The 21519-nt window shown below is 73.0% G+C and carries 18 protein-coding genes; 9 read left to right on the top strand and 9 right to left on the bottom strand.

Annotated features, from left to right (window positions below):
• Positions 1-93: 93 nt before the first annotated feature.
• Complete coding sequence (locus OG552_RS31665) at positions 94-789, bottom strand: type 1 glutamine amidotransferase domain-containing protein (RefSeq protein ID WP_329138790.1); 696 nt, start codon at positions 787-789, stop codon at positions 94-96.
• A 156-nt stretch (positions 790-945) separates the two neighbouring features.
• On the opposite strand from OG552_RS31665, the gene OG552_RS31660 reads away from it, so the two are divergent.
• The 3 genes from OG552_RS31660 (at position 946) to OG552_RS31650 (ending at position 2839) form a co-directional block, all read left to right on the top strand.
• Positions 946-1296: a winged helix-turn-helix transcriptional regulator gene (locus OG552_RS31660; RefSeq protein ID WP_329138788.1), complete on the top strand. Its 351-nt coding sequence runs from the start codon at positions 946-948 to the stop codon at positions 1294-1296.
• Positions 1297-1331: 35 nt separating this feature from the next.
• A complete protein-coding gene (locus OG552_RS31655; protein ID WP_329138785.1) occupies positions 1332-1772 on the top strand; it encodes a TIGR03618 family F420-dependent PPOX class oxidoreductase in 441 nt (146 codons plus the stop codon).
• A 311-nt stretch (positions 1773-2083) separates the two neighbouring features.
• On the top strand, positions 2084-2839 hold the full coding sequence (locus OG552_RS31650; protein ID WP_329138783.1) for an SDR family oxidoreductase: 756 nt from the start codon (positions 2084-2086) through the stop codon (positions 2837-2839).
• A gap of 128 nt (positions 2840-2967) precedes the next feature.
• Here OG552_RS31650 and OG552_RS31645 read toward each other — a convergent pair whose 3' ends face one another.
• Positions 2968-5739 (bottom strand): SpoIIE family protein phosphatase, encoded by a 2772-nt coding sequence (locus OG552_RS31645; protein ID WP_443071091.1) that lies wholly within the window; start codon positions 5737-5739, stop codon positions 2968-2970.
• A gap of 566 nt (positions 5740-6305) precedes the next feature.
• Here OG552_RS31645 and OG552_RS31640 point away from each other — a divergent pair.
• The 4 genes from OG552_RS31640 to OG552_RS31625 all read left to right on the top strand — a co-directional run bounded on the left by OG552_RS31640 (position 6306) and on the right by OG552_RS31625 (position 8366).
• A complete protein-coding gene (locus OG552_RS31640; RefSeq protein ID WP_329138779.1) occupies positions 6306-6659 on the top strand; it encodes a sortase-dependent protein in 354 nt (117 codons plus the stop codon).
• A complete protein-coding gene (locus OG552_RS31635) occupies positions 6656-7306 on the top strand; it encodes a class F sortase (RefSeq protein ID WP_329138777.1) in 651 nt (216 codons plus the stop codon). The genes OG552_RS31640 and OG552_RS31635 overlap by 4 nt, the downstream gene beginning before the upstream one ends.
• 84 nt (positions 7307-7390) lie before the next feature.
• Positions 7391-7879, top strand: coding sequence for an RNA polymerase sigma factor (locus OG552_RS31630; RefSeq protein WP_329138775.1), 489 nt, complete (start codon positions 7391-7393; stop codon positions 7877-7879).
• On the top strand, positions 7863-8366 hold the full coding sequence (locus OG552_RS31625) for a hypothetical protein (protein WP_329138773.1): 504 nt from the start codon (positions 7863-7865) through the stop codon (positions 8364-8366). The genes OG552_RS31630 and OG552_RS31625 overlap by 17 nt, the downstream gene beginning before the upstream one ends.
• A gap of 39 nt (positions 8367-8405) precedes the next feature.
• Here the strand turns inward: OG552_RS31625 and OG552_RS31620 are convergent, their stop codons facing one another.
• Genes OG552_RS31620 through OG552_RS31610 form a run of 3 tightly spaced genes read right to left on the bottom strand, consistent with a single transcriptional unit; the run spans position 8406 to position 11014 of the window.
• The gene (locus OG552_RS31620) at positions 8406-9125 is read right to left on the bottom strand and encodes an FAD:protein FMN transferase (protein WP_329141295.1); all 720 of its coding nucleotides are present in this window, start codon (positions 9123-9125) and stop codon (positions 8406-8408) included.
• A 34-nt stretch (positions 9126-9159) separates the two neighbouring features.
• Positions 9160-9642: an FMN-binding protein gene (locus tag OG552_RS31615; RefSeq protein ID WP_329138771.1), complete on the bottom strand. Its 483-nt coding sequence runs from the start codon at positions 9640-9642 to the stop codon at positions 9160-9162.
• Between the two features lie 7 nt (positions 9643-9649).
• Positions 9650-11014 carry a ferredoxin reductase family protein gene (locus OG552_RS31610; RefSeq protein WP_329138769.1) on the bottom strand — a complete coding sequence of 455 codons (1365 nt, stop codon included), beginning with the start codon at positions 11012-11014 and terminating at the stop codon, positions 9650-9652.
• A gap of 149 nt (positions 11015-11163) precedes the next feature.
• On the opposite strand from OG552_RS31610, the gene OG552_RS31605 reads away from it, so the two are divergent.
• A complete protein-coding gene (locus OG552_RS31605; protein ID WP_329138767.1) occupies positions 11164-11907 on the top strand; it encodes a response regulator transcription factor in 744 nt (247 codons plus the stop codon).
• The gene (locus OG552_RS31600) at positions 11904-13346 is read left to right on the top strand and encodes a sensor histidine kinase (protein ID WP_329138765.1); all 1443 of its coding nucleotides are present in this window, start codon (positions 11904-11906) and stop codon (positions 13344-13346) included. Before OG552_RS31605 ends, OG552_RS31600 begins: the two co-directional genes overlap by 4 nt.
• Positions 13347-13377: 31 nt before the next feature.
• On the opposite strand, the gene OG552_RS31595 is transcribed toward OG552_RS31600, so the two are convergent.
• The 4 genes from OG552_RS31595 to OG552_RS31580 all read right to left on the bottom strand — a co-directional run bounded on the left by OG552_RS31595 (position 13378) and on the right by OG552_RS31580 (position 21439).
• Complete coding sequence (locus OG552_RS31595) at positions 13378-13908, bottom strand: DUF2231 domain-containing protein (protein WP_329138763.1); 531 nt, start codon at positions 13906-13908, stop codon at positions 13378-13380.
• A gap of 213 nt (positions 13909-14121) precedes the next feature.
• Complete coding sequence (locus tag OG552_RS31590) at positions 14122-16098, bottom strand: LamG-like jellyroll fold domain-containing protein (RefSeq protein ID WP_443071089.1); 1977 nt, start codon at positions 16096-16098, stop codon at positions 14122-14124.
• A gap of 302 nt (positions 16099-16400) precedes the next feature.
• Positions 16401-21056, bottom strand: a complete 4656-nt coding sequence (locus OG552_RS31585; RefSeq protein WP_329138758.1) for a caspase, EACC1-associated type — start codon at positions 21054-21056, stop codon at positions 16401-16403.
• Entirely contained in the window at positions 21056-21439 is a 384-nt protein-coding gene (locus OG552_RS31580; RefSeq protein ID WP_329138756.1) for an effector-associated constant component EACC1, read from the bottom strand. Before OG552_RS31580 ends, OG552_RS31585 begins: the two co-directional genes overlap by 1 nt.
• Between the last annotated feature and the right edge of the window lie 80 nt (positions 21440-21519).

The following is a 21519-nucleotide window of genomic DNA, read 5'->3' as shown; positions in this document are numbered from 1 at the left end:
CCTGCCAACTCGGGCCGGCCGCGCTCGTACGACGCGGCAGGGAGCGTCGCGGGGGCGGGCCCGCCGGGCCGTCGAAGCCGGGCGGGCGGTTCCTCACGCGAGGATCTTCAGCAACCGCTCCCCCAGGACCGCCGCCGAGTGGGGGTTCTGCCCGGTGACGAGGTTGCGGTCCTCCACCATGTAGGGCTCCCAGACCGGGCCGCGGCTGAAGTCGACGCCGACCTTCTCCTTGAGGTCCGTCTCCAGCAGCCAGGTCGCCCGGGAGGCAAGCCCGACGCCTTCCTCTTCCTCATTGGTGAAGCCGGTGACCTTGTAGCCCTTGAAGGGCGACACACCGTGGATCCTGGTGGCGAGCATCGCGGACGGGGCGTGGCACACGATCGCCAGCGGGTTGCCCGAGGCGAGCTGCTCGGTCAGCAGCCGGCCGACGTCGGCGTCGAACGCCAGGTCCGCCATCGGTCCGTGGCCACCGGGGAGATACACCCCGTCGTAGTCCTCCAGGCGGACGTCCGACAGCTGGAGCGGGCGCCGCATCACCTCCGCGTCACGGATGACGGCCTCCAGTTCGAGGGCGGCGTCCTCACCGCCCGCCATCGAGGGGCGCAGGCTCATCATGTCGACGTTGGGGACCACGCCGCCCGGCGTCGCGACCACGACCTCGTGACCAGCGTCCGTGAGCATTTTGTACGGGTTCGCAAACTCTTCGGCCCAGTAACCGGTCGCGTACCTGGTGCCGTCCTTGAGCACCCAGTACGTCGCTCCGCTCACTATGAAAAGGATCTTCGCCATCACGCGTTCGCCTCCTTGTCGCCGCCCGCCTGTTTGGTGGGCTTTGACCACTTTCAAGCGTAGACAGGCGTTCGACCGGGTGCACACGTTCGGCCTTCTCGCGCGACGGACCGTCCGTACGATGTGCCAACGCGTCGCCTCGCTTACCATGGCTGCGTGAGTCAGGACAGCGAACCCACCAATCCGGGAGCCCCCCGGGTCTGCTCCATCGCCGACGCGCTCGGTGTCGTCGGCGAGCGCTGGACCCTGCTCGTCCTGCGCGAGCTGGGCTTCGGCGTGCACCGGTTCAACGACATCCAGACCAACACCGGCGCCCCCCGCGAGACCCTCGCGCTGCGCCTGCGCAAACTTGAGGACGCCGGCCTCATCGAGCGCCGCCAGTACTCGGAGCACCCGCCCCGCGACGAGTACCTTCTCACCGCCGCGGGCAAGGAGATCGCCCCCGTCCTCACCGCGCTGCGGCAGTGGGGCGAACGCCACGCCACCCCGCAGCTGCGTATCTCCTGAACAAGCCGCTCGACCGGATCAGGCTGGAGCCCGGAATGGCAACGCTGAACGACTTCGCGGATCTCGCCCGCTCGCAGCAGGGCCTCGGTGTGGTGTCGACCTTGCGCGCCGACCTGAGCATCCAGTCGTCCGTGGTCAATCTCGCGGTCATGGGCCATCCCGTCGCGGGTGCGGACATCGTGGCGTTCGTGACCTACGGCAAGGTCAAGCTGGCCAATCTCAGGGTCCGCCCCCGGCTCGCCGTTGCCGTGCGATCCGGCTGGAAGTGGGCGACAGTTGAAGGAGCGGCCGAGCTCATCGGACCGGACGACCCGCATCGGGCATTCGACGCGGAGCGCGTTCGGCTGCTCCTCCGCGAGATCTTCGTCGCGGCGGGCGGCACGCATGACAACTGGGACGCGTACGACAGGACCATGGCCGCGGACCGCCGCGCCGCCGTGCTGGTGCGGCCGGATCGCGTCTACGGCAACGCCTGACCGCGACGCGCGGGAGCGAGGCCGGCCCGCGTGGTGAGCGCGGATGTGTCGTGGCGCCGGCCCGACGCACGCGGAGTGGCCGGTTGGGGTTCGCGCGGCATTGGCATCGGCCTGGGTGCTCTTGAGCGCCCGCCGGCGATCACGAGCGGGTCGGTGACGACGTAGCAGCGGGGCACCCCCGGGACCAGTCGATTCGCTTTTCCGACTCACCGTGCTAGCTTGAGAGCCGCTGCCAGTTCGGGAAACGAACTTATGGCCAGGCGGCGCTCGCACCCGGTGAGCCCCCTCAGTGAACAAGGAGCTGGAAACCCATGTCCTCGATCCTGATCACCGGCGCGTCCAAGGGTGTCGGCCGGGCCACCGCCGTCGAACTGGCCAAGCGCGGTCACCGCGTCGTCGCCACCGCCCGCGACCCGCGCGCCCTGGACGGCCTTGATGTGGCCGAGCGGCTGCGTCTCGACGTCACCGACCAGGCGAGTGTCGACGCCGCCGTCGCGCAGGCGGGCGAGATCGACACCCTCGTCTCCAACGCCGGCGTCATCTTCAGCGGCGCCGTCGAGGCGAGCCCCACCGCGGAGATCGAGCGCCTCTACGCGCAGAACACCGTCGGCGCGATCCGCGTCACCCAGGCCGTCCTGCCGCACATGCGCCGGCGCGGCAAAGGCCGCCTGCTCTACGTCTCCAGCGCGTCCGGCCGGGTCGTACAGCCGGGCACCGCCGCCTACACGGCCTCGAAGTGGGCCCTCGAAGCCTTCGGGGAGACCCTGGCGATCGAACTCGCCGGCTTCGGCATCGACGTCACCCTCGCCGAGCCGGGTCCGATCAGCTCCGGCGCGCTGGACGACATGACCGCCTACACCCTGCCCGACGACCCGTACGCGGCCCTGTTCGCGGGGCGGAGCATCCCTGCGGACCTGATGAGCAGCCCGGAGGAGGTCGCCGCGGCTCTGGCGGACCTCGTGGAACTGCCCGTGGTTCCGCTGCGCGTACCGATCGGGCCCGTCGCAGAACAGGTCATCGCCGCGCGGAACAGCGCCCCGTACGACAAACCCTTCATCCGGGCCTGACCGATGGGTTTGCCGGGTCGCGGCGCCGGCGTGCGAGATGGATGGTGATGTCGGCGGCGATCTCGACCGTCCCGGGCAGGACCCGCTCCGCCCGGGCCCGAGGCGCTCCTGGGTGGCCGCCCGTGGGGCTACGAGTCGGCCTCGGCCTCCTCCTGCGGGGGGCGGAAGTCATGGGGAAGGGGCTGCTCGGACCAGATGACCTTGCCCTCGGAGGTGTAGCGGGTGCCCCAGCGGTCGGCTACCTGGTCGACCAGGAACAGACCGCGGCCGCCCTCGTCCGTGCTGGTCGCGTAGCGCAGGTGCGGGGAGGTGCTGCTGCCGTCGGAGACCTCGCAGATCAGCTGCCGGTCGAGCAGCAGCCGCACCCCGATGGGCGCGGTGGCGTACCGGATGGCGTTGGTGACCAGCTCGCTGAGGATCAGCTCGGTCATGAAGCTGGTCTCCTCCAGGTTCCAGGCGGCCAGCCGGTCGGCGACCGCGGCGCGTACGGCGCCCACCGCCGCCGGATCGGGCGGCACCTCCCAGCTGCAGACCTGGTCCGACGGCAGCATCCGCGTCCGCGCGACAAGGAGGGCGATGTCGTCGCCGGGGTGTTCCGGCAGTATCGCGTCGAGTACCGCGGCGCAGGTCTGCTCGGGGTCGCCGGCCACCCCGTGCAGCGCGGCCCGCAGCAGTCCCAGCCCCTCGTCGATGTCCCGGCTGCGGTCCTCCACCAGGCCGTCGGTGTAGAGCACCAGCGTGCTGCCCTCGGGCACGTCCACCTCGGTCGTCACGTACACGGAGCCGCCGGCCCCCAGCGGCGGCCCTGCCTCCAGTTCGAGGAACTCCACCTCGCCGTCGGGGTGTACGAGCACCGGCGGCAGGTGGCCGGCCCGCGCGATGCTGCAGCGCCGGCCCACCGGATCGTAGATCGCGTACAGGCAGGTCGCGCCGATCACCGCGTCCGGGTAGCCCTCGGTGTCCTCGCTGCGGTCGATACGGTCCGCCAGCTCGTCGAGGCGGCCCAGGATCTCGTCCGGCGGCAGGTCCATGGAGGAGAAGTTGTGCACGGCGGTACGCAGCCGGCCCATGGTGGCCGCCGCGTGCAGACCGTGCCCGACGACATCGCCGACCACCAGCGCCACCCGCGCGCCCGGCAGCGGGATCACGTCGAACCAGTCCCCGCCGACGCTCTCCCGCGCGGGGAGGTAGCGGTAGGCGACCTCCAGCGCGTTCTGCTCGGGCAGGCTGCCCGGCAGCAGGCTGCGCTGCAAGGTGACGGCCATCGCGTGCTCGCGGGTGTAGCGGCGGGCGTTGTCGATGCTCAGCGCGGCCCGGCTGGCGAGTTCCTCGGCGAGCGCCAGGTCTTCCTCCTCGAACGGCTCCGCAGTCTGCGAGCGCCAGAAGGTCGCCACTCCCAGGACCACTCCCCTGGCCTGCAGCGGGGCGCTGATCAGGGAGTGAATGCCGTAGTCGACCACCCGCCCGGCCCGCTCGGGGTCCTGCTCCGACCAGCCGGCGGCGTCGCTCAAATCGCTCTCCCACACGGCGAGGCCGGCGGCCAGGCTCCTCATCTGCGGGCCCTGCGCGTGCAGGTGCACCGTGTCGCCGGTGCCGAACAGCGGCGGGTCGGGCTGGACGCCGGAGATGGCCACGCGGCGCAGCACCCGCTCGGTGCCCACCGGCTCCTCGCCGCGCAGGATGCCCTCGACCAGGTCGACGGTGGCGAACTCGGCGAAGCTCGGCACGGCCGCTTCGGCGATCTCTTCCGCGGTGCGGGTCACGTCGAGCGTGGTGCCGACGCCGAGGCTCGCGTCGTAGAGCACCTTGAGGCGCCCCTGGGCCGCCTGGGCCTTGCCGGAGATCCGCTGGAGTTCGGTGGAGTCACGCAGGGTCACCACGCAGCCGCGCGGGCCGCCGTACCGTTCGATGAGCCGCTGGTTCACCGCGAGCACCCGGTTTCCGACCGGCAGCACCTCGTCGTCGGCCTCCCGGCCGGAGGCCAGCAGCTCGGCGATGTCCGGCGGGAGGCCCAGGTCGTGGATGTCGCGGCCCTCCACCTCCGGCGGCAGGTCCAGCAGCCGCCGGGCCTCGTCGTTGGCCAGGACGAGCGAGCGGTTCCGGTCGAGGATGAGCACGCCTTCGCGTGCGGCGTGCAGTACGGCGTCGTGGTGCTCGTACATGCGGGTGATCTCGGCCGGCCCCATGCCGTGGGTCTGCCGGAGCAGCCGCCGGCTCAGCAGCGCCGTGCCGCCGGTGGAGAGCACCACCGCGGCGCCGGTCACGAGCAGCAGCAACGGCATCTGCCGGTTGGCCGACGCGGTGATGCTGCTGATCCGGACTCCTGCACCCACCGCGCCGAGGATCCTGCCGTCCGTGTCCCGGATCGGGACGTCCGCCCGCACCCGGGGGCCGAGGTCGCCGACATCCTTGCTCTGAACGGTCTCTCCGGCCAGCAGCGGTGCCATGTTCACCGGGCTGCGTTTGCCGATGAGCGCCGGAGTGGACGCGGTGTAGCGGATGCCCTCCCGGTTGACGACGCCGATGTAGTCCACGCCCGCCTCGCCGGCCGCCTGCTGGGCCAGGGGCTGCAGTGCCGCCGTGGGGTCGCGGGACTTCATCGCCGCGGCGATCCCCGGGGCGTGCGCGAACCCCTGGGCGACGGCGAGCGAGCGGTGTTCCGCGTCGCGGGTGTTCGCGTGCTCGACGGTGAGGACGAGGATGCCGAGGGCGCCGGCCGCCAGCAGCAGGACGATGACCAGCTGGAGGATGAACAGCTTCCCGACCACGCTGCGGGGGCTCAGCAGCGCCCGAAGGCCCTCACCCCGCCGCCGCGGCCGACCGCGCCGGCGCGTGACCGGGGCCGGGGCCGGGGCCTCCGGCGGAGGCGACGGTCCAGGTCGGCGGGGGAAATTCGGCATATCTCCTATTTACGCTCAGCCGCTCGGTCGCGGCGACCGGCCTGTCGCCCACCATGATCGCGTGCGTAGAGCCCGCAGGCGCATACCGACCGTCCTCAGCGCGGCGCCAACCGCCGGCCGCGCCGGGGCGCCCGCGCGGAGGACCGGTGGCGCCGTGTCCCGCGCCAGTGAGCACCCGCGCGCCATGCCGGTGGACTCTGCGTCGCGCCGTTGGACGCCGTGCTCCGTGCCGGTGGGCGCCCGCGCACCACGCCAGCGGACGCTGTGCACCGTGCAGGTGGACGCCCGCGCACCCCGCCGCGGGACGCCCGCGCACCGTGCCTGCGGACGCCGTTCACCATCTCGGTGGCACGCCCGCGCACCGTGCGCGGGCGTGCCACCGGGGAGCTGCCGGGGAGTGGGGCGGTGGCGGACGCTTCGTTCCCGCGCTCCGGGCAGCGCACCGCGGCTTCGGGGGCTTTGCTTGCTCTTTACAATTCGTTCTGCCGCTCCCTCGTCTCTCCTGTCGATCCACAACCCAGCCCGCCGGGCAAGAGCGCGGGCGGGTCGACGAGAGAGAGCGAAACATGCGCCGAACCATCCTCAGCGTCACGGCACTCGCGTGCACCGCCGTGCTCGCGGGCGCCGTGCCCGCGTTCGCCGACGGGACGACCCCGACCCCGGTGCCGAGCGCCGCCCCGACGCGGCTGGCGACCCCGACCCCGGCGCCGACGCGTGCACCGGCCCAGGCGCCGGCACCGACCGCGGTTCCCGGTGGGGTCGCCGTCGTGCCGAAGGGAGCGCCCGACACCGGTGTGGCGCCCACGGCGACGCGGTCCGGAGCCGACGGCGGACTGATCGGCGGGGGCGCCGCCGCCCTCGTGGCCGCCGGGGGCGCGGCGGTCCTGCTCGTACGTCGCCGGCGGTCGGCCGGGGCATGATCCCGTCCGTCAGGCGCGCGCCGGCCGCCGTGGCGGTGGCCTTGCTGCTCGTGAGCTGCGGCGCCCACCAGGCGGGCCGGGCCGACGGGGCGGACCCGGCGGGCCGGAGCGGCCGGACCACGACCGCCCCCGCCCGGACCGCGACGACCCCGTCCTCGCGGCCGTCCGCGAACACGGCACGTCCGCTGGCGCGTTCCGTCCCGGTCGGCCTGCGGATCCCGGCCATCGGGGTCGACACCCCGGTCATACGACTGGGGCTGGCCCCGGACGGCAGCGTGCAGGTCCCCCCGGTCACCGCACACGACCGGGCGGGCTGGTACCGGTACTCGCCGACACCCGGCCAGACCGGTCCTTCGGTGATCCTCGCCCATGTCACGGTCGGCGCCTACGGGGACGGGGTCTTCCGTCACCTGGCGGAGCTGCGCCGGGGCGACCGGATCGTGGCCCGCCTGGCGAACGGCACGGCGGCGGTGTTCACCGTCACCACGGTTCGGACGGTCGCCAAGGCCGCCTTCCCGACGGACGCGGTCTACGGGGAGGTGGACCGTCCGGAGCTGCGGCTCATCACCTGCGGCGGCCCCCGTACCGGTGACGGCTACCTCGACAACGTGATCGTCTTCGCCGCGCTGACGCCGGCGAGCCCCTGACCCGCGCCACAGGATCCCGGGCCGGCGGACGCACACCGGCGGCCCGGATCCTTCCCCACCCGCGCATCGCAACCATGGAGAGCGTTGAAACGGTCCCGTGAGAAGGCGGCCTCCGAGCTCTTCGCCGCCGTCTATCCGCGCCTCGCCGGCTGGTGCCGCCGTCTCGTCGACGACGAGACGGCCCACGAGATCGCCTCGGAGGCGTTCACCCGGCTGTGGGCCCGCTGGACAGCCGTGGCGGAGCCCCAGGGATTCCTCTACGTCACCGCGGCCAACCTCGTCCGGGACCACTGGCGCAAGCTGGAGCGCGAACGGAGAACGGTCCACCGGGTCACCGCGGAAACCGCCGTCCGCCCGCAGACCGAGCAGCCCGACCCGTCGGTCCGCATGCTCGTGCAGTCGCTGCCGGAACGGCTGCGCGTCCCGATCCTGCTGCACTACTACGCCGACATGCCGATCCGCGAGGTGTCCCTGCTGACCGGGCGCAAGGAAGGCACCGTCATGTCGGACCTGCACACCGCCCGCGAGCTGCTCCGCGCCCATCTGAGGAGAAGTCTTGATCACACACGCTGAAGACGGTCCGGACTTCACATCCGACGACCCGCTGGCCGTCATCCTGCGGCCCACCCCCGAGTACTTCGGCCCGCCCCCCGGCACGTACCGGTCGATCCGCCGCAGATCCGCCCGGCGCCGGCTGCTGCGTACCGCGGCCGGGGTCGGCCTGACGTGTGCCGTCGCCGCCCTGATCGCGCTGCCGCTCCGCCTGACGTCCCCTCAGGATCCCGCGGCCCCGGCGACTCCGGCCGCCCCGCTCGCCCCGCCGCCCGTAACGGCCCCTTCGGCACCTTCGGCCACTCCGACGTCCTCCGGGCCGCCCCAGCGTCCCCGGCCCACCCGGGCAGTCCCGTCCCAGATCCCTGGGGCCCCGGCCGGCCCGGCCGTCGCCACCCCGACCCCGACGCGCACGCCGCCGCCGACCTCCACGGTCCAGTCCCCCCTCGCACCGTCATCCCTGCGGAACGCGCCCCGCCCCACACCCGACGACAGCCACCAGCCCTAGAAGTACGAGCCGGCCCGCGTGTACGCGCCTCCCCGCGGATCACCGCTCCGCTGCCTGCCCCTGCCGGAGCCCGCCGGTGCTCCACGAGGTGCCGTCGGCCGCGATGGCGAGGGAACGCGTGCCGGGCAGGGACTCCAGCCAGGTGCGGGCCCGGTCGCCCATGGCGTAGCCGGCGGTGGCGTACGTGTCGGCGTCGGTCAGGCCGCGGCAGATCACGGTGAGGGAGGCCAGTGCGGCGGCCGGAGGCCGGCCGGTGCGGGGGTCGAGGATGTGGCAGCCGCGTTCGGCGGGACCCGAGGTGGCGACGGCCAGTTCTCCGTCGGCGTGCACCACGGTCACCAGTCCGCCCCGGCGCAGCGGATCGCTCACGCCGATGCGCCACGGCCCGCCGTGCACCTGGATGTCGCCGCCGCCGTTGACGCACACCGCCTCGGGACCGGCCGCGGAGACCATCGCGGCCGCCCGCTGCACCGCCCACCCCTTGACCAGCCCGGTGGGGTCGAAGCCGCCCGCGTACCCGGCGCTGAACCAGCCGCCGCTGCGGCGCTCGGCGGCTTCGCAGAGGCGGAGTACCTCCCCCACCTCCGGTGAGCACGCGGACAGCGCCAGGGTCCCGGCCGCCAGCCGGCTGATCTGGCTCCCGGGCCGGTAGGTCGAGAAGACCTCGTCCACGTGGTGCAGCCAGGCGGCCGCGGCGTCCAGGGCGGCGGCGGTGCGCGGGGCGGCACCGCGCACATCGAAGGAGAAGACCGTGCCCATGGTGTGCTCGACCCGGCGCAGCCGGGGGCCGGTGTCAGCCACCGGCCTTGTCCAGGGCGCTCTGCAGGGACTGGATGTAGCCCTCGCTGGTGTAGGTCGCCCCGGAGACGGTGTCGATCCGCGCGCTCTGCGCGGACAGCGCCTCCTGCGTGAGCTGGGGCACGGCGAAGCCGGTGATCTCCTGGTCGCGGGGGCTGCCGTCCGGTACCTGGACGGCGGACACGGCGGTGATCCTGCTGCCCTGCAGGGTGACGCGGAGCCGTACGGGTCCGTAGCGGGTCTGGACGGTGTCGCCCTCCACGGTGCGGGTCCCCGTCGCGCCGCCGGCGGCCGGGGAGGTCGCCGGGGAGGTCGCGGAGGCGGACGGGGCGGGCGGGGGGGCCGCCGGGCGGGCGGCGGCGCTGTCCGCGCCTCCCGTCGTGTGCGGCTTGAGGCTGAGCAGGAGCAGCACGCCGGTGACGGTCGTCAGGGTGCTGAGCAGGACTCGGCGCAGCGGGCGGCCGGAAAGACTGTTCACGGGCGTCTCACAGTTCGAACGACTCGTGGTGGATGTGGCGGCCCGGCACGCCCGCGGAGCGCAGCGCCTCGTAGGACGCCCGTGCCATGCCGGGCGGTCCGCACAGGTAGACGTCGTGCCGGGCGACGTCCGGTACGGCGGCGCGCAGGAGGTCCGCGGTGAGCCGTGGGCCGCGGCCGTCGGCCTGGTTGAGCAGGTAGTGGAGGCGGGCACCGCGGGAGCGGGCTATCGACTCCAGTTCGCCGCGCAGCGCCAGGTCGTCCGGGGTGCGGGCCCGGTAGATCATCGTGAGGTCGCCCGGCTGCGCCGGCAGGGACTCGAACAGGGCGCGCAACGGCGTCACACCGACCCCGCCCGCGAGCAGCAGCACCTTCTGGCGGGTCCGGCGGTCGGCGGTCAGGGCGCCGTACGGTCCCTCGGCCCAGATCCGGGTGCCGGGCCGCAGCCGGGCCAGCGCCGCGCTGTGGCCGCCCACCGCCTTGACGGTGATGCGCAGCAGGTCGGGCCGCGGCGCGGTGGACAGCGAGTACGGGCTCGCCGTCCACCACAGCCCGGGGGCCAGGAAGCGCCACCGCAGGAACTGGCCGGAGCGGGCCGCCAGTTCCGGCAGTCGCTCACCGCGCACGATCACCGACACCACCTCGGGCGTCTCCTGGACCACCTGCGCCACCCGGAAGCGGTGCCGCAGGTTCAGCCGCAGCGGCGCCGTGACCCGGTACCACAGCACCGCTGCCGCCGCCGCCCCGTAGAGCGCGTACCAGAAGCCGCGTGCCAGTGGGTGGGCGGCGAAGTCCGCGCCGAGGGCGAGCTGGTGCCAGAAGGCGAGGAACACCGCCAGGTAGGTGAGCAGGTGCAGGTAGTACCAGGTCTCGTAGCGGACCTTGCGGCGTACCGCCCGCGCGGAGACGGCTCCGACGGCGAGCAGCAGCAGCCCGCCGATCGTGCCCTTGAGCATCTCGGGGTAGGTCAGGACGACGGTCGAGGCTTCGCCGGCCACGCCGGTACGGGCCTGCACCGCGTAACCCCACAGGATCAGCGTGACGTGCGCGATCAGCAGGCACACCGTGTAGCGGCCGAGTGCGGCGTGCCAGCGGGCCACCCGGTCACTGCCCACCCCCCGTTCCAGGACCGGGATCCGCGCCATCAGGCCGACCAGCAGCGCGCAGCCGTAGCCGCTGAGCAGGCCGGCGATCCGGCCGGCGCCGATGAGCCAGTCCGCGGTGCCGACCACGGCGCCGGTGTCCTGCCACCACAGCGCCAGGACCACGGCCGCCCCTGCCCAGCAGACAAAGAGCACCAGTGCGGCCGGGGAGCGCGCTCCGGTGGGTACCACCGCGTGCCGTGCCTGGCGCGGGCCGTATGTGGTGGTCATCGGACATCCTTTCCTTCGTCCTGCACGGCCACTGTGCGGGTGGAACCTCTCAACCAGCTCTGAGTCGGTGGTTCCGCGGAAGGCTCACAGCCGATTCAGAGGAACCTCAGCGCCGCGCCACCCCGTGGCTGAGAGATGCTGGAGTGACCATGGACACCGCACCGCGCGCTCAGCCCGCGCCCCTGACCCGGCCGGACGGCTCCCCGGTCCGGGTCCTCGTGGTCGACGACGAGCCCGATCTGACGGAGGTGCTCGCCGGGGTGCTGCGCTACGAGGGCTGGCAGGTGCGCACCGCGGGCGATGTCTCCTCCGCGCTCGCCCAGGCGCGGGACTTCGAGCCGGACGCGGTGGTCCTCGACATCATGCTGCCCGACGGTAACGGGCTGGCGGCGCTGCGCGGCCTGCGCGCGGCCCGGCCCGATGTGTGCGTGCTCTTCCTCACCGCACGGGACTCGGTGGAGGACCGGATCGCGGGCATCACGGCCGGCGGGGACGACTACGTCACCAAGCCGTTCAGCCTGGAGGAGGTGCTCGCCCGGCTGCGCGGCCTGCTGCGCCGGGCCGGGATGACACGGGCGCGGGGCGACACGGCGCTGCTCGTGGTCGGTGATCTCACGGTCGACGAGGACGCGCGGGAGGTCAGCCGCGGCGGGGAGGCGATCGACCTGTCACCGACGGAGTTCGAACTCCTCCGGTACCTCATGCGCAACCCGCGCCGGGTGCTGAGCAAGGCGCAGATCCTGGAGCAGGTGTGGTCCTACGACTTCGGCGGCCAGGCCCATGTGGTGGAGCTCTACATCAGCTATCTGCGCCGGAAGATCGACGCCGGCCGGGAGCCGATGATCCACACCGTGCGGGGGGCCGGCTACGTACTGAAGGCCGTGCCGCGGTGAGGCGGCTGCTGCCGCACACGCTGCGGGCCCGGCTCACCTGCGGCCTGGTGGTGCTGCTCGCGCTGAGCTGCGCCGCGGTGGGCATCGCGGCCGTCATCACGCTGCGCTCCTTCCTCACCGAGCGGCTGGACCAGCAGCTCACCCAGGCCGGCGGCACCTTCCCGGCCAGCCTGGAACACCGCGGGCCCGGGGAACCCGACGCGGACAACGACCATGTGGACACCCGCCGCCAGGTACCCGGCACGTTCGGCGCCCGGCTGCTGCGGGGGGAGGTCACGGCGGCCGGCGTCGTGCGGTCGGGAGCGGACACCTCCGTGACGCTGACGGCCGCCGACAAGGCGGCCATCGCCGCGGTCCCCGTCGACGGGCACAGCCACAAACTGGAGCTGTCGGCCCTGGACGACTACCGGGTGAAGGCGGTCGCCGGGGACGACGGGGACGTGCTGGTGACCGGGCTGCCGCTCAGCGGCGTGGAGGGCGCGGTGACCCGGCTGATCGCCGTGGAGGGCGCCGTCTTCGGCGGCGCGCTGCTGGTCGCGGGGGCGGCGGGGGCGTTCTGGGTGAGGTGGTCGCTCCGGCCGCTGCGCCGGGTCGCGGCCACCGCGGCCTCGGTGACCGCGCTCCCGCTGGCCAGCGGCGAGGTGGCACTGCCCGACAGGGTCCCGGACACCGACCCGCGGACCGAGGTCGGCCAGGTCGGCATCGCCCTCAACCGGATGCTGGGCCACGTGGAGAGCGCGCTGGGCAAGCGGCACTCCAGCGAGGAACGGCTGCGCCGCTTCGCCGCCGACGCCAGCCACGAACTGCGCACCCCCGTCGCGTCCATCCGCGGCCACGCCGAACTGGCCAGGCTCCACCCGGACCCGGTGCCGTCCGGGGTGTCGCGCGCGCTGGAGCGGATCGCGGCCGAGTCGGCGCGGATGGGCGGCATGGTCGACGACCTGCTGCTGCTCGCCCGCCTCGACGCCGGCCGGCCGCTGGCCCGCGAGCCGGTCGACCTCACCCGGCTGGTCCTGGACGCGGTCGACGACGCACGCGCCGCGGGTCCCGGCCACCGCTGGGTCCTCGATCTGCCGGAAGCCCCGATCACGATGACGGGGGACCCGCTGCGACTGCAGCAGATCACCGGGAACCTGCTGGCGAACGCCCGCGTGCACACCCCGCCCGGCACCCGTGTCACCGTACGGCTCCGGCAGGACGGGGCAGTCGTCCGGCTCGTGGTCGGGGATGACGGCCCCGGCATCCCAAAGGACATCCTCCCCACCGTCTTCGAGCGCTTCGCCCGCGCCGACCACACCCGGCCGGGGCCCGGGAAACACGGCGCCGGCCTGGGCCTCGCGATCGTCACCGCGGTGGCCACCGCCCACGGCGGCACCGCCGAGGTGCGCAGCCGCCCTGGGGGCACCGTGTTCACCGTCACCCTGCCGCGCGCCACCTGACGTACCGTCATGTCCGCGCCGGCGGACGCGGTCAGCGGCGCCCGCCGCTCGCGGACTTGTCGTAGGTGCCGTGCCAGGCCGCCTTCGCGCCGGACTCACCGATGCGGTAGACATCCACCACGGCGCCGGCGGAGACGACGACGGCCACGACCACGGCCGTCGTGCGCAGCACGGTCGGCGAGCTCCACCAGCCGCGGCCGGCCGGGGATCCGTCTGCCGCCGTCGCGGACCGCACCGGACGACGGCCCAGCCACCAGACCGCGAGCGTCATCAGGAACAGACCGATCGCCCAGGGCAGCAGACCGTCGCCCAGCTCCGTGTGCTTGCGCACCAGCGGGTCGTCGCCGACCCGGGACTCCAGCCACTCCCCGGCGTGGGTGGTGACGGGGACCAGGCCCAGTGTCACCAGCCCCAGCAGTGGAAGCACCAGCCCCAGGCGCCGGGCGTACCGGGGCTGGACCGCGCAGACCACCGCGGCCAGGGCCGTCAGCGGCACCAGCACCACCACGAAGTGCACGAAGAGGATGTGCGCCGGCAGACCGTCGATGTGCGTAAGGCTCATGGGCGTTGCTCCAGGGAAGAAGGCGTGCGCAGCGTGCCCGCGGACAGTCGCCCGTAGCCGCTCGCAAGGAGATCGCAGCCTTCCACGCCAACTTCTCAGCTTCTTCTGAGACATCCGAGACAGCGGGACACCGCCGGCGTGCACCGCCGCCCTGGCACGCGCGTCTCCCGCCTCCGGCGGCCGGGCCGGGGGCGGGAGACGGGAGGGACCGTGTTACTTGGCGGTCAGGAACTCGCCCTTGGACAGCGGACGGTTCACGATGCGGATGTCACCGACGTTGCCGTGGAAGATGACATCGATGGCGCCCGCGTACTCGTGGCCGCCCACCAGCCACGGCAGCCCCAGCGAAGTGAGGCCGACCGAGAGCCGGTTCGGGTTGTCGACGACCGGTGCGCCTTCGACGTACAGCTTCGTGTAGCGGCCGTCGTTGACCACCGCCAGGTGCCACCACTTGAGCTCCACCATGCCGTGACCCCAGTTGGTCGTCGGGTAGGTGTCGTTCAGCGGGTAGTGGTTGAACTGCGCCTCGCGGCCGTTGTTCGTGACGGCGAACTGGGCCAGCGGCTCGTTCACGTCGGTGTTCTTGCCGTGCTTGCCCGCTGCCCCGGCCGAGCCCCGCCGGCTGAGAATCGACGCGTTGCCGTTGTTGCCGGCGTCCCAGTCCAGCGGCAGCATCACGAACGTCTCGATCGTGTACCCGCTCCTGAACGTCTCGGTGTTCAGCGGGGCCTTCGTCTTGGTGGTCAGATACGTGCCGTGGACCGGGTTCCTGCCGCCGGCGAACTTCAGGCTGGCGTGCCCGGGCTGGTCGGGGTGGTGGTCGTCGGACCAGGTCAGCGCGTCGGCGGCGGTGCCCGGCACGGTCACCACCGTCAGGTCGTTGCCCTTGCCGGACAGGTCGCGGATCGTCTGGCCCGCGCTGAGCGAGGTGCCGGGCGCGCCCTGACCGTCGAAGCGCCAGTACGCCAGCGTGCCCTTCACCAGTTCCTTGCCGGCCGGCCGGGCGGGCCTGACCGGAACCGGGATGAAGCCGGAGAAGCGCTGCTCGAAGTCGATCGGGATCGAGAAGTTGTCGACCGGGCCGGTGATCCGGGCGTGTTCCGCGGCCAGTTCGTTGCGGGACTCGGGCTCCTGGGCCAGGATCCACGGGTTGATGGTCTCGACGTCGATGGTGTTGCGGACCAGGTCGAAGTGGTAGAGCCGGATCATGCCGCCACCGCCGAAGTACCGGTTCTGGTAGTTCGTGATGTGCAGGTGCACGTCGTTGCCGGCCGCGTTCTTCTTGGTCGTACGCCCGGGCGGCCAGTAGTGGCCGTTGAGGGTCAGGAAGACCTGGTCGTTGTCGTTGATCAGTTTGTCCCAGACCGTCTGCCCGTAACCGGAGAGCACGGCGTTGTCCTCCGGGTCGCCGGACTCGTACGGGAAAACGTTGTCATCGTACGGCGAGGCGACGATGTCGTGCGAAGTGAGGATCACCGGCATCTTCGGGTGGGACTTGATGACCTGGTCGGCCCATGCGAAGCCCTGGTCGGTGGTCCGCCAGTCCAGGGCCAGCACCAGCCATGAGCGGCCGGCGGCCTGGAAGATGTGCGCGGTGTTGTAGCCGGTGGGGTCCGCTCCGGCGAACGTCTTCGCGTGCTTGAACCGCTGCGGGCCCATGGTCTGCAGATACGGGGTGTCGCCGCGACTGTCGTCGCCGGTCACGTCGTGGTTGCCGGCCAGCACGCTGTACGCGGCACCGTGCGAGTCCAGCAGCGCGAACGCCTTGTCGACCTGCTGGAACGACGACGCGTCGGCGTCCTGCGTCAGGTCACCGAGGTGCGCCATGAACACGATGTTGTCGGTGCCGCCCCCGCTGTTGTCGATGATGTAGCGGAACGACTCCTCCTGCGGCGTCCGGTTGACGCTGTCCTGGCTGCCCCAGTAGAGGAACTGGGTGTCCGGCATGACCGCGAGGGTGAACTGGAGGGCGGTGGGATCCGGGCTCCACCTGCCGGTTCCGCCGCTCTTGGCGGCGTCCGCGGCGCCGGTGGCGGCGGTCTCCGCGGCGAACGCGGGCGTCCCGCCGAGCGCGGATGCGCCGACTCCCGCCGCTGCCGCTCCCGCACCGGCCAGCGCCGTGTTCCGCAGGAAACCTCGCCGACTCTGCCCGGTCGGCTCTTGTGACGCGTGGTCACCGTTCATGGACATAAGGGTTCTTCCCGGGTCGACAGTTCAAACAGCAGCGACGCTACCCAGGGGCGGCGCGAGCCGGGCAGACATGAGATGACAAACGGAGATCAAGCGTCTGTCCACGACTGAAAGCGCAGGTCACATCATGTCCGGCAGCCGATGTCCTGATGAGCGGACGACAACGGCGAGGAGTCGAGGTGTGAACTCCCGCCACTCGGCCCCCGCCGGCCCCGCGGCAGGACCCGGCCCTGAACGTGCCCGGCCGGCACGTCGCCGGTCGGCCGCCGAGCAGTCGCCGAGCCTGCCGCCGGTCGGTCGCGTCAGTCGCCGCACGGCTCCCGGTAGGCGTGGATCCGGCCCACCACCTGCTCCCAGCGGGCCCGGCTGATCGGGTGCGGGCCGAGGGAGCAGAGATAGCGGTACGCGTCCGCGGCCTTGTAGTCGGTGAGCTCGATCCCGCTTCCACCGCCGGGCAGGATGGTTTTCGTCATGGCGAGCGTGCGGCCGTCGGGGCTGAACTCCCCCGCCTGCGCGTACGCGTCCGGCAGTGTGCCCGCGTCCGACGGATGCCGCGGGTTCCCGACGTCCCACAGGTGGGCCTGCCCGCCGAAGGCCGGCTGCCCGGCCAGCGTCCTGAGGTCGGGGCTGATCGAGAAACCCGCCATCTTGCCGTCGCCGGTGACCACTCCGACGCGCTGGGGGTGTGCGGCGGAGTCACCGACGTCCCACAAGGTGATGCTGGAGTCGTTGGCGGTCGCCACCGCCAGCGTGTCCTCGCCGACGAATCCCGCGCTCTGCACCTTCGCCGAGATCCCGCCGGAGGCGATGCCCTTCGGGTGCCGGGGATCCTTCAGGTTCCACATCGTCAGCGGACCTTCGGAGTCCCACATCGCCAGCAGACGCGATCCGTCGTCGTACGCCAGGCCGCCGATGTACGCCGGCTGTTGGAAGGTGTCCAGCCGCCGGGGCGTGGCGACGGCGCCGGCACTCCACAGGCTCGCCCCCGCGTCGTCCCAGACCAGCATCGTCGTGTCGTTGAGGAAGTGTGCGTGGACCTCGGAGCTCTGGTCCTCGCTCCGTACGGAGATCTCGCCGTGCGGCCGGGGCCGGCTCGGGTCGCTGATGTCGAAGACGGACACCGCCGGACGGCCGGCGGTGCCCACCGCGAGCATCCGGCCGTCGTTGGAGACGGTCACGGAGCCGGCCGCCGCGAGTTCCGACAGGTGCCGGGAGCCGCGGGGGTCGCGCATGTCCCACAGGGCGATCCTGGTCCGGCTCCCGTCCTGGGTGATCAGCGTTCTTCCGTCACCGATGAAGTTGGCGTTGCGCCACTGCCGGGGGAACGTGTGGGCGCTCGCCGGACGATGGGGGTCCGTGACGTCCCAGACCCGCACCCTCCCCTGGGGATCGGACCCCGCCGAGACGGCGAGCAGCCGCCCGTCGGCGCTGAACCCGCTGCCCGGCACGTCCGAGCCGGCGGCAGCGAGGAACCCCGGCAGGACGGGCGCGCTCGCCGAACTCCACAGGCCCACCGAGCCCTTCTCACCGCCACCGGTGAAGGTCGAGCCGTCGGGGCTGTAGGCGACCGCGTAGACGGGCAGCGCGGTGGGGAAACTGGTGAAGACGTCGATGCGCCGGATGTCCGGGGGGCCGGCGTCGCCCGCTTCCTCCCACTGCTCGACCGACCCGGTGGTGTCCGCGGCGAGGAACACCTTGCCGTCCGGTTCGAAGGAGATCGACAGGACGGAGCCCGCGCCGTCCGCCGAGAACTGCTGCACCTGCCGGACGGTGGGCCGGCCGGTCCTGGTGGTGTCCCACACCGCCATCGCCCCCTGCGCTCCGCCCGCCGCGAGCAGGGTGCCCTGCGGGTTGAACGCCAGGCTCTCGACGGAGTCGGCCGTGACGGTGGCAGCCGGGCTCCCGGCGGCCCGGCCGTGACCGTCGATGTCCCACAGAGTGACCTTGGCGGTGCCCCGGCCTGCACCGGTCGCCGCGGCGCCGACGGCGAGCGTCCTGCCCCGGGGCGCGAAGGCGACGGCGCGTACGTCCGCCGGGCCCGCCGTCAGGTCCGGGAGCGGCGCCGGCCGGCCGGCGGAGACCGTGTCCCACAGGTGGACGGCTCCGTGCGCGTCCGCCACGGCGAGTACCGAGCCGTCCGGGCTGAAGGCGATGTGCGGCGGGTTGATCGCGGGGCTTGTCCGGTGCGCCGTGGCGACGGGACCTGCGGGGTCGGTCACGTCCCACAGGGTCAGCGAGTGCTCCGTCTGCACGGCGAGCGTCCTTCCGCCGGGCCGGTAGGCGACCGCCGCGGTCCCGTCGGTGCGGATGACGCCGCGGGCGACCGGCCGACGGGGGTCGGAGACGTCCCACAGCCGTACGGTCCGGTCCCTGGCGGAGGCGGCGAGGACGCGGCCGTCGCCGCTGTAGGCCACGTTGAAGACCCGGTCGGTGGGTCCGGTGAGGGTGACCGGAGCGGCGGTCACGTACGAGTGCAGGACGCCGGCGCCGGCTTCGGCGGTGGGTGAGATGCCGTAGGCGGCCAGGCTCAGTCCGAGGGCCGTCGCGGGGTCGCCGTCCCGCAGGGAGTCGGCGAGCAGCGCGAGCTGGCGGGACGCGATGGTGTCCGCCCGGTCGGCCGCCAGCCGGCTCTGCCGCACCGCGATCAGACCGCTGAGCAGCGCGGCCACCAGTACGCCGACGCCGATCACGACCGATGCCCGGCGCAGCCGGTGACCGCGCACGCTCCGCGCCAGGAAGGACTTTTCCGCGGGGGTCAGCGCCGCGCGGTGGCCGGCGTCCGCGAACCGCTCGCGAGCCGTGGCCAGCCGCGGGCCGCCGTACAGGACCGTACGGTCGTGGGTGCGGTGCCACTCGCGTGCCGCGTCGGTGAGCTGACGGTGGATCAGCAGCCCGCGGCGGTCCTCGTCGATCCAGGCCCGCAGCCGCGGCCACGAGCGCAGCAGGGCCTCGTGTGCGATCTGGGCGGTGCGGTCGTCGACCGTGATCAGCCGGGCGCCGGCCAGCGCGTCCAGAGCCGCCGCGACGTGTGCCGCCTCGGCCTCGGGGCGGGCCGCGGTGAGTTCGGCCAGGTCGACCCGCCGCCGGGTGTCCTCGAAGTCCTCGCTGACGTGCACCATGCGCAGGAGCAGCTGCCGGGCGGCCTTGCGGGCGCCAGGGGTGAGCCCGTCGTGGACGAGGTCGGCCTGCCGGGTGACGGCGTGCCACACCCCGCCGCTCGCCTCATACCCCTGGATGAGCAGATCACGGCCGTCGCGGTGCACCCATGTCTGCTCCAGGGCGTACGAGAGCAGGGGGAGGAAACCGGACTCGGTGGGCTCGGGCCGGTCCGCACCGATCCGCAGGTCGCGCAGCACGAGGCCGCTCAGGCCCTCCTCCAGCCGGTAGCCGGCCACCGCCGCGGGCCGCTCGATGGCGTCCCGCAGTTCGCCGGGGGTCATCGGCACCACCGGGACCTGGAACTCCCGGAAGGTCGGGGCCAGTTGCGGATAGGCCAGGCAGTCGCTGTAGAAGTCGGCGCGGACGGCGATCACGACCATCGCCGCCGCGGGCCGGGATCCGTCCGGTCCGCCGACCGAGCACAGCGCCTCGACGAAGGCGCGGCGCTCGGCCTCGTCGGCGCACTGGGTGAACAGCTCCTCGAACTGGTCCACCACGACCAGGAGTCGGCCGTCCGCTGTGCCGGTTCCGGCGTCGGTCCCGTCTTTCCGGGTGTCGGTCCCGTCTTTCCGGGCGTCCGTCCCCGCGTCCTTCCGGGTGAGTGCCTGCCGGACCAGCGCGGAGAGGTGTCCCGGGTCCTCGCGCAGCCGTGCGGCGAGCACCTCCTCGGGCACCCCGGTGTCCTGGGTGAACCGCCCGGCCAGTGTGGCCAGGGGGTGTTCGCCGGGGACCAGCGACAGGTGCGGCCAGGTCTCCGAGCCGGTGACCCGGAGTTCGCCGCGCCGGATCGCCGGCAGCAGACCGGCGTGCAGCAGGGAGGACTTGCCGGCCCCCGACGGTCCCACGACCGCGACCGGGCCGCCGTTGTCGGACCACTCCGACATCTTCCGCAGCACCTCACCGACCAGTTGCTCACGGCCGAAGAAGTACGCCGCGTCGTCAGCGGTGAAAGAGCGCAAACCCCGGTAGGGGCAGGGCGGTTCGGGGCCTTCGTGGTCCGTCCCCGGCGGCCGGTCCGGTACGCGCGCCGGGCCGGCCGCGGGGTTGCCGGCCAGCACCAGCTCACCGGCGCGGTCGCTGAGATGCCGGTGCGGCTCGGGCAGGCCCCGGGCCGGCAGTACGCGCCGCAGATGCCGGTACGCGTCCTCGACCGTCAGATCGGGCAGCCCCGTGCGGTCGCCGTCGTGCAGCAGGGCGAGCAGTTCTCCGGTGAACGCCGTGTACCGCGCCCCGGCCGGCGCCAGGGCCTGCTCGTCGGCGGACGCGGAGGTCAGCACGTAGGTCCCGCCGAAAGAGGCGAGTTCGAAGGCATGGGTCGCCGCGGTGCCGAACGCGCCGCGGGCGCGCCCGGCGAAGCAGCAGTCGAGTACGACGACCACCGAGCGGGCCCGGCATTCGCTGAGGGTGTCGCGCACGGCCTGGTACGACAGCGCGTTGTACGTCAGGCCGGTCACCGGGTCGCTGGTCGCCCGCGTCGCCAGATACAGCTCGTTGCCGGGGCTGACCAGGCCGTGGCCGACGTAGTACAGGAGCAGGACGTCGGTCGCCTCGGCGGCCACCTCCGTCAGCGCGGTACCCAGGGCGCGCGGGTCCTCGGGATCGGTGAGGGTACGAAGATGCTCCGCCCGCAGACCGCACCGTTCCACCAGGGTCCGGCCCAGCTCACGTACGGTCTCCCCGGCAGCCGGGACGTCGGGCAGCAGCGAACCGGGGATGTGGCGGCCCGAACCCACGATCAGGGCGCGGGAGCCGGTGGAACTCAGCGCGGTCGGCCGGTGCGGTGGACCGGGCGGAGCCATCAGCCGTCGGTCCCTTCGTCGACGGGACCGAGTTCCCGCACCAACTCCCGGACCGTCTCCCGCAGTTCCTGCGCCGTCTGCGGCTTCACCAGATCCGCGCTGATCTCCACCGTCGAACCGTCGGCCCTGACGAACTTCACCTCGATCCGGCCCGTCCGCCGCCTCAGCCAGGTGACCGCGACCGTCGCGAAGGCCGTGGCGGCCCCGCCGTTGCCGAGGGCGATCGCCAGGGCGTCAAGCCCGGTCCCGAGCGTGCCCTCGCCGGACGGTACGGCCACCAGGCGTACCCGTCCGCGCAGTGATTCCTCCGCGACAAGCCACTCCCGCAACGACCGCAGCTCGTCCGCGACATGCTCACCCGCAACTTCCACCCGTACTTCCACACGGACATCGTGGCAGCAATTCCCTTACCCCGGCAGGCACTTGACCGGGCTTCCGCCGCACCGGCCGGGTGGGGAGCGGT

This window comes from Streptomyces sp. NBC_01476 (genome assembly GCF_036227265.1).
GTDB lineage: Bacteria > Actinomycetota > Actinomycetes > Streptomycetales > Streptomycetaceae > Actinacidiphila.
Note: the sequence above shows the minus strand (reverse complement) of the source record. Positions and strands in the feature narration are given on the sequence as shown.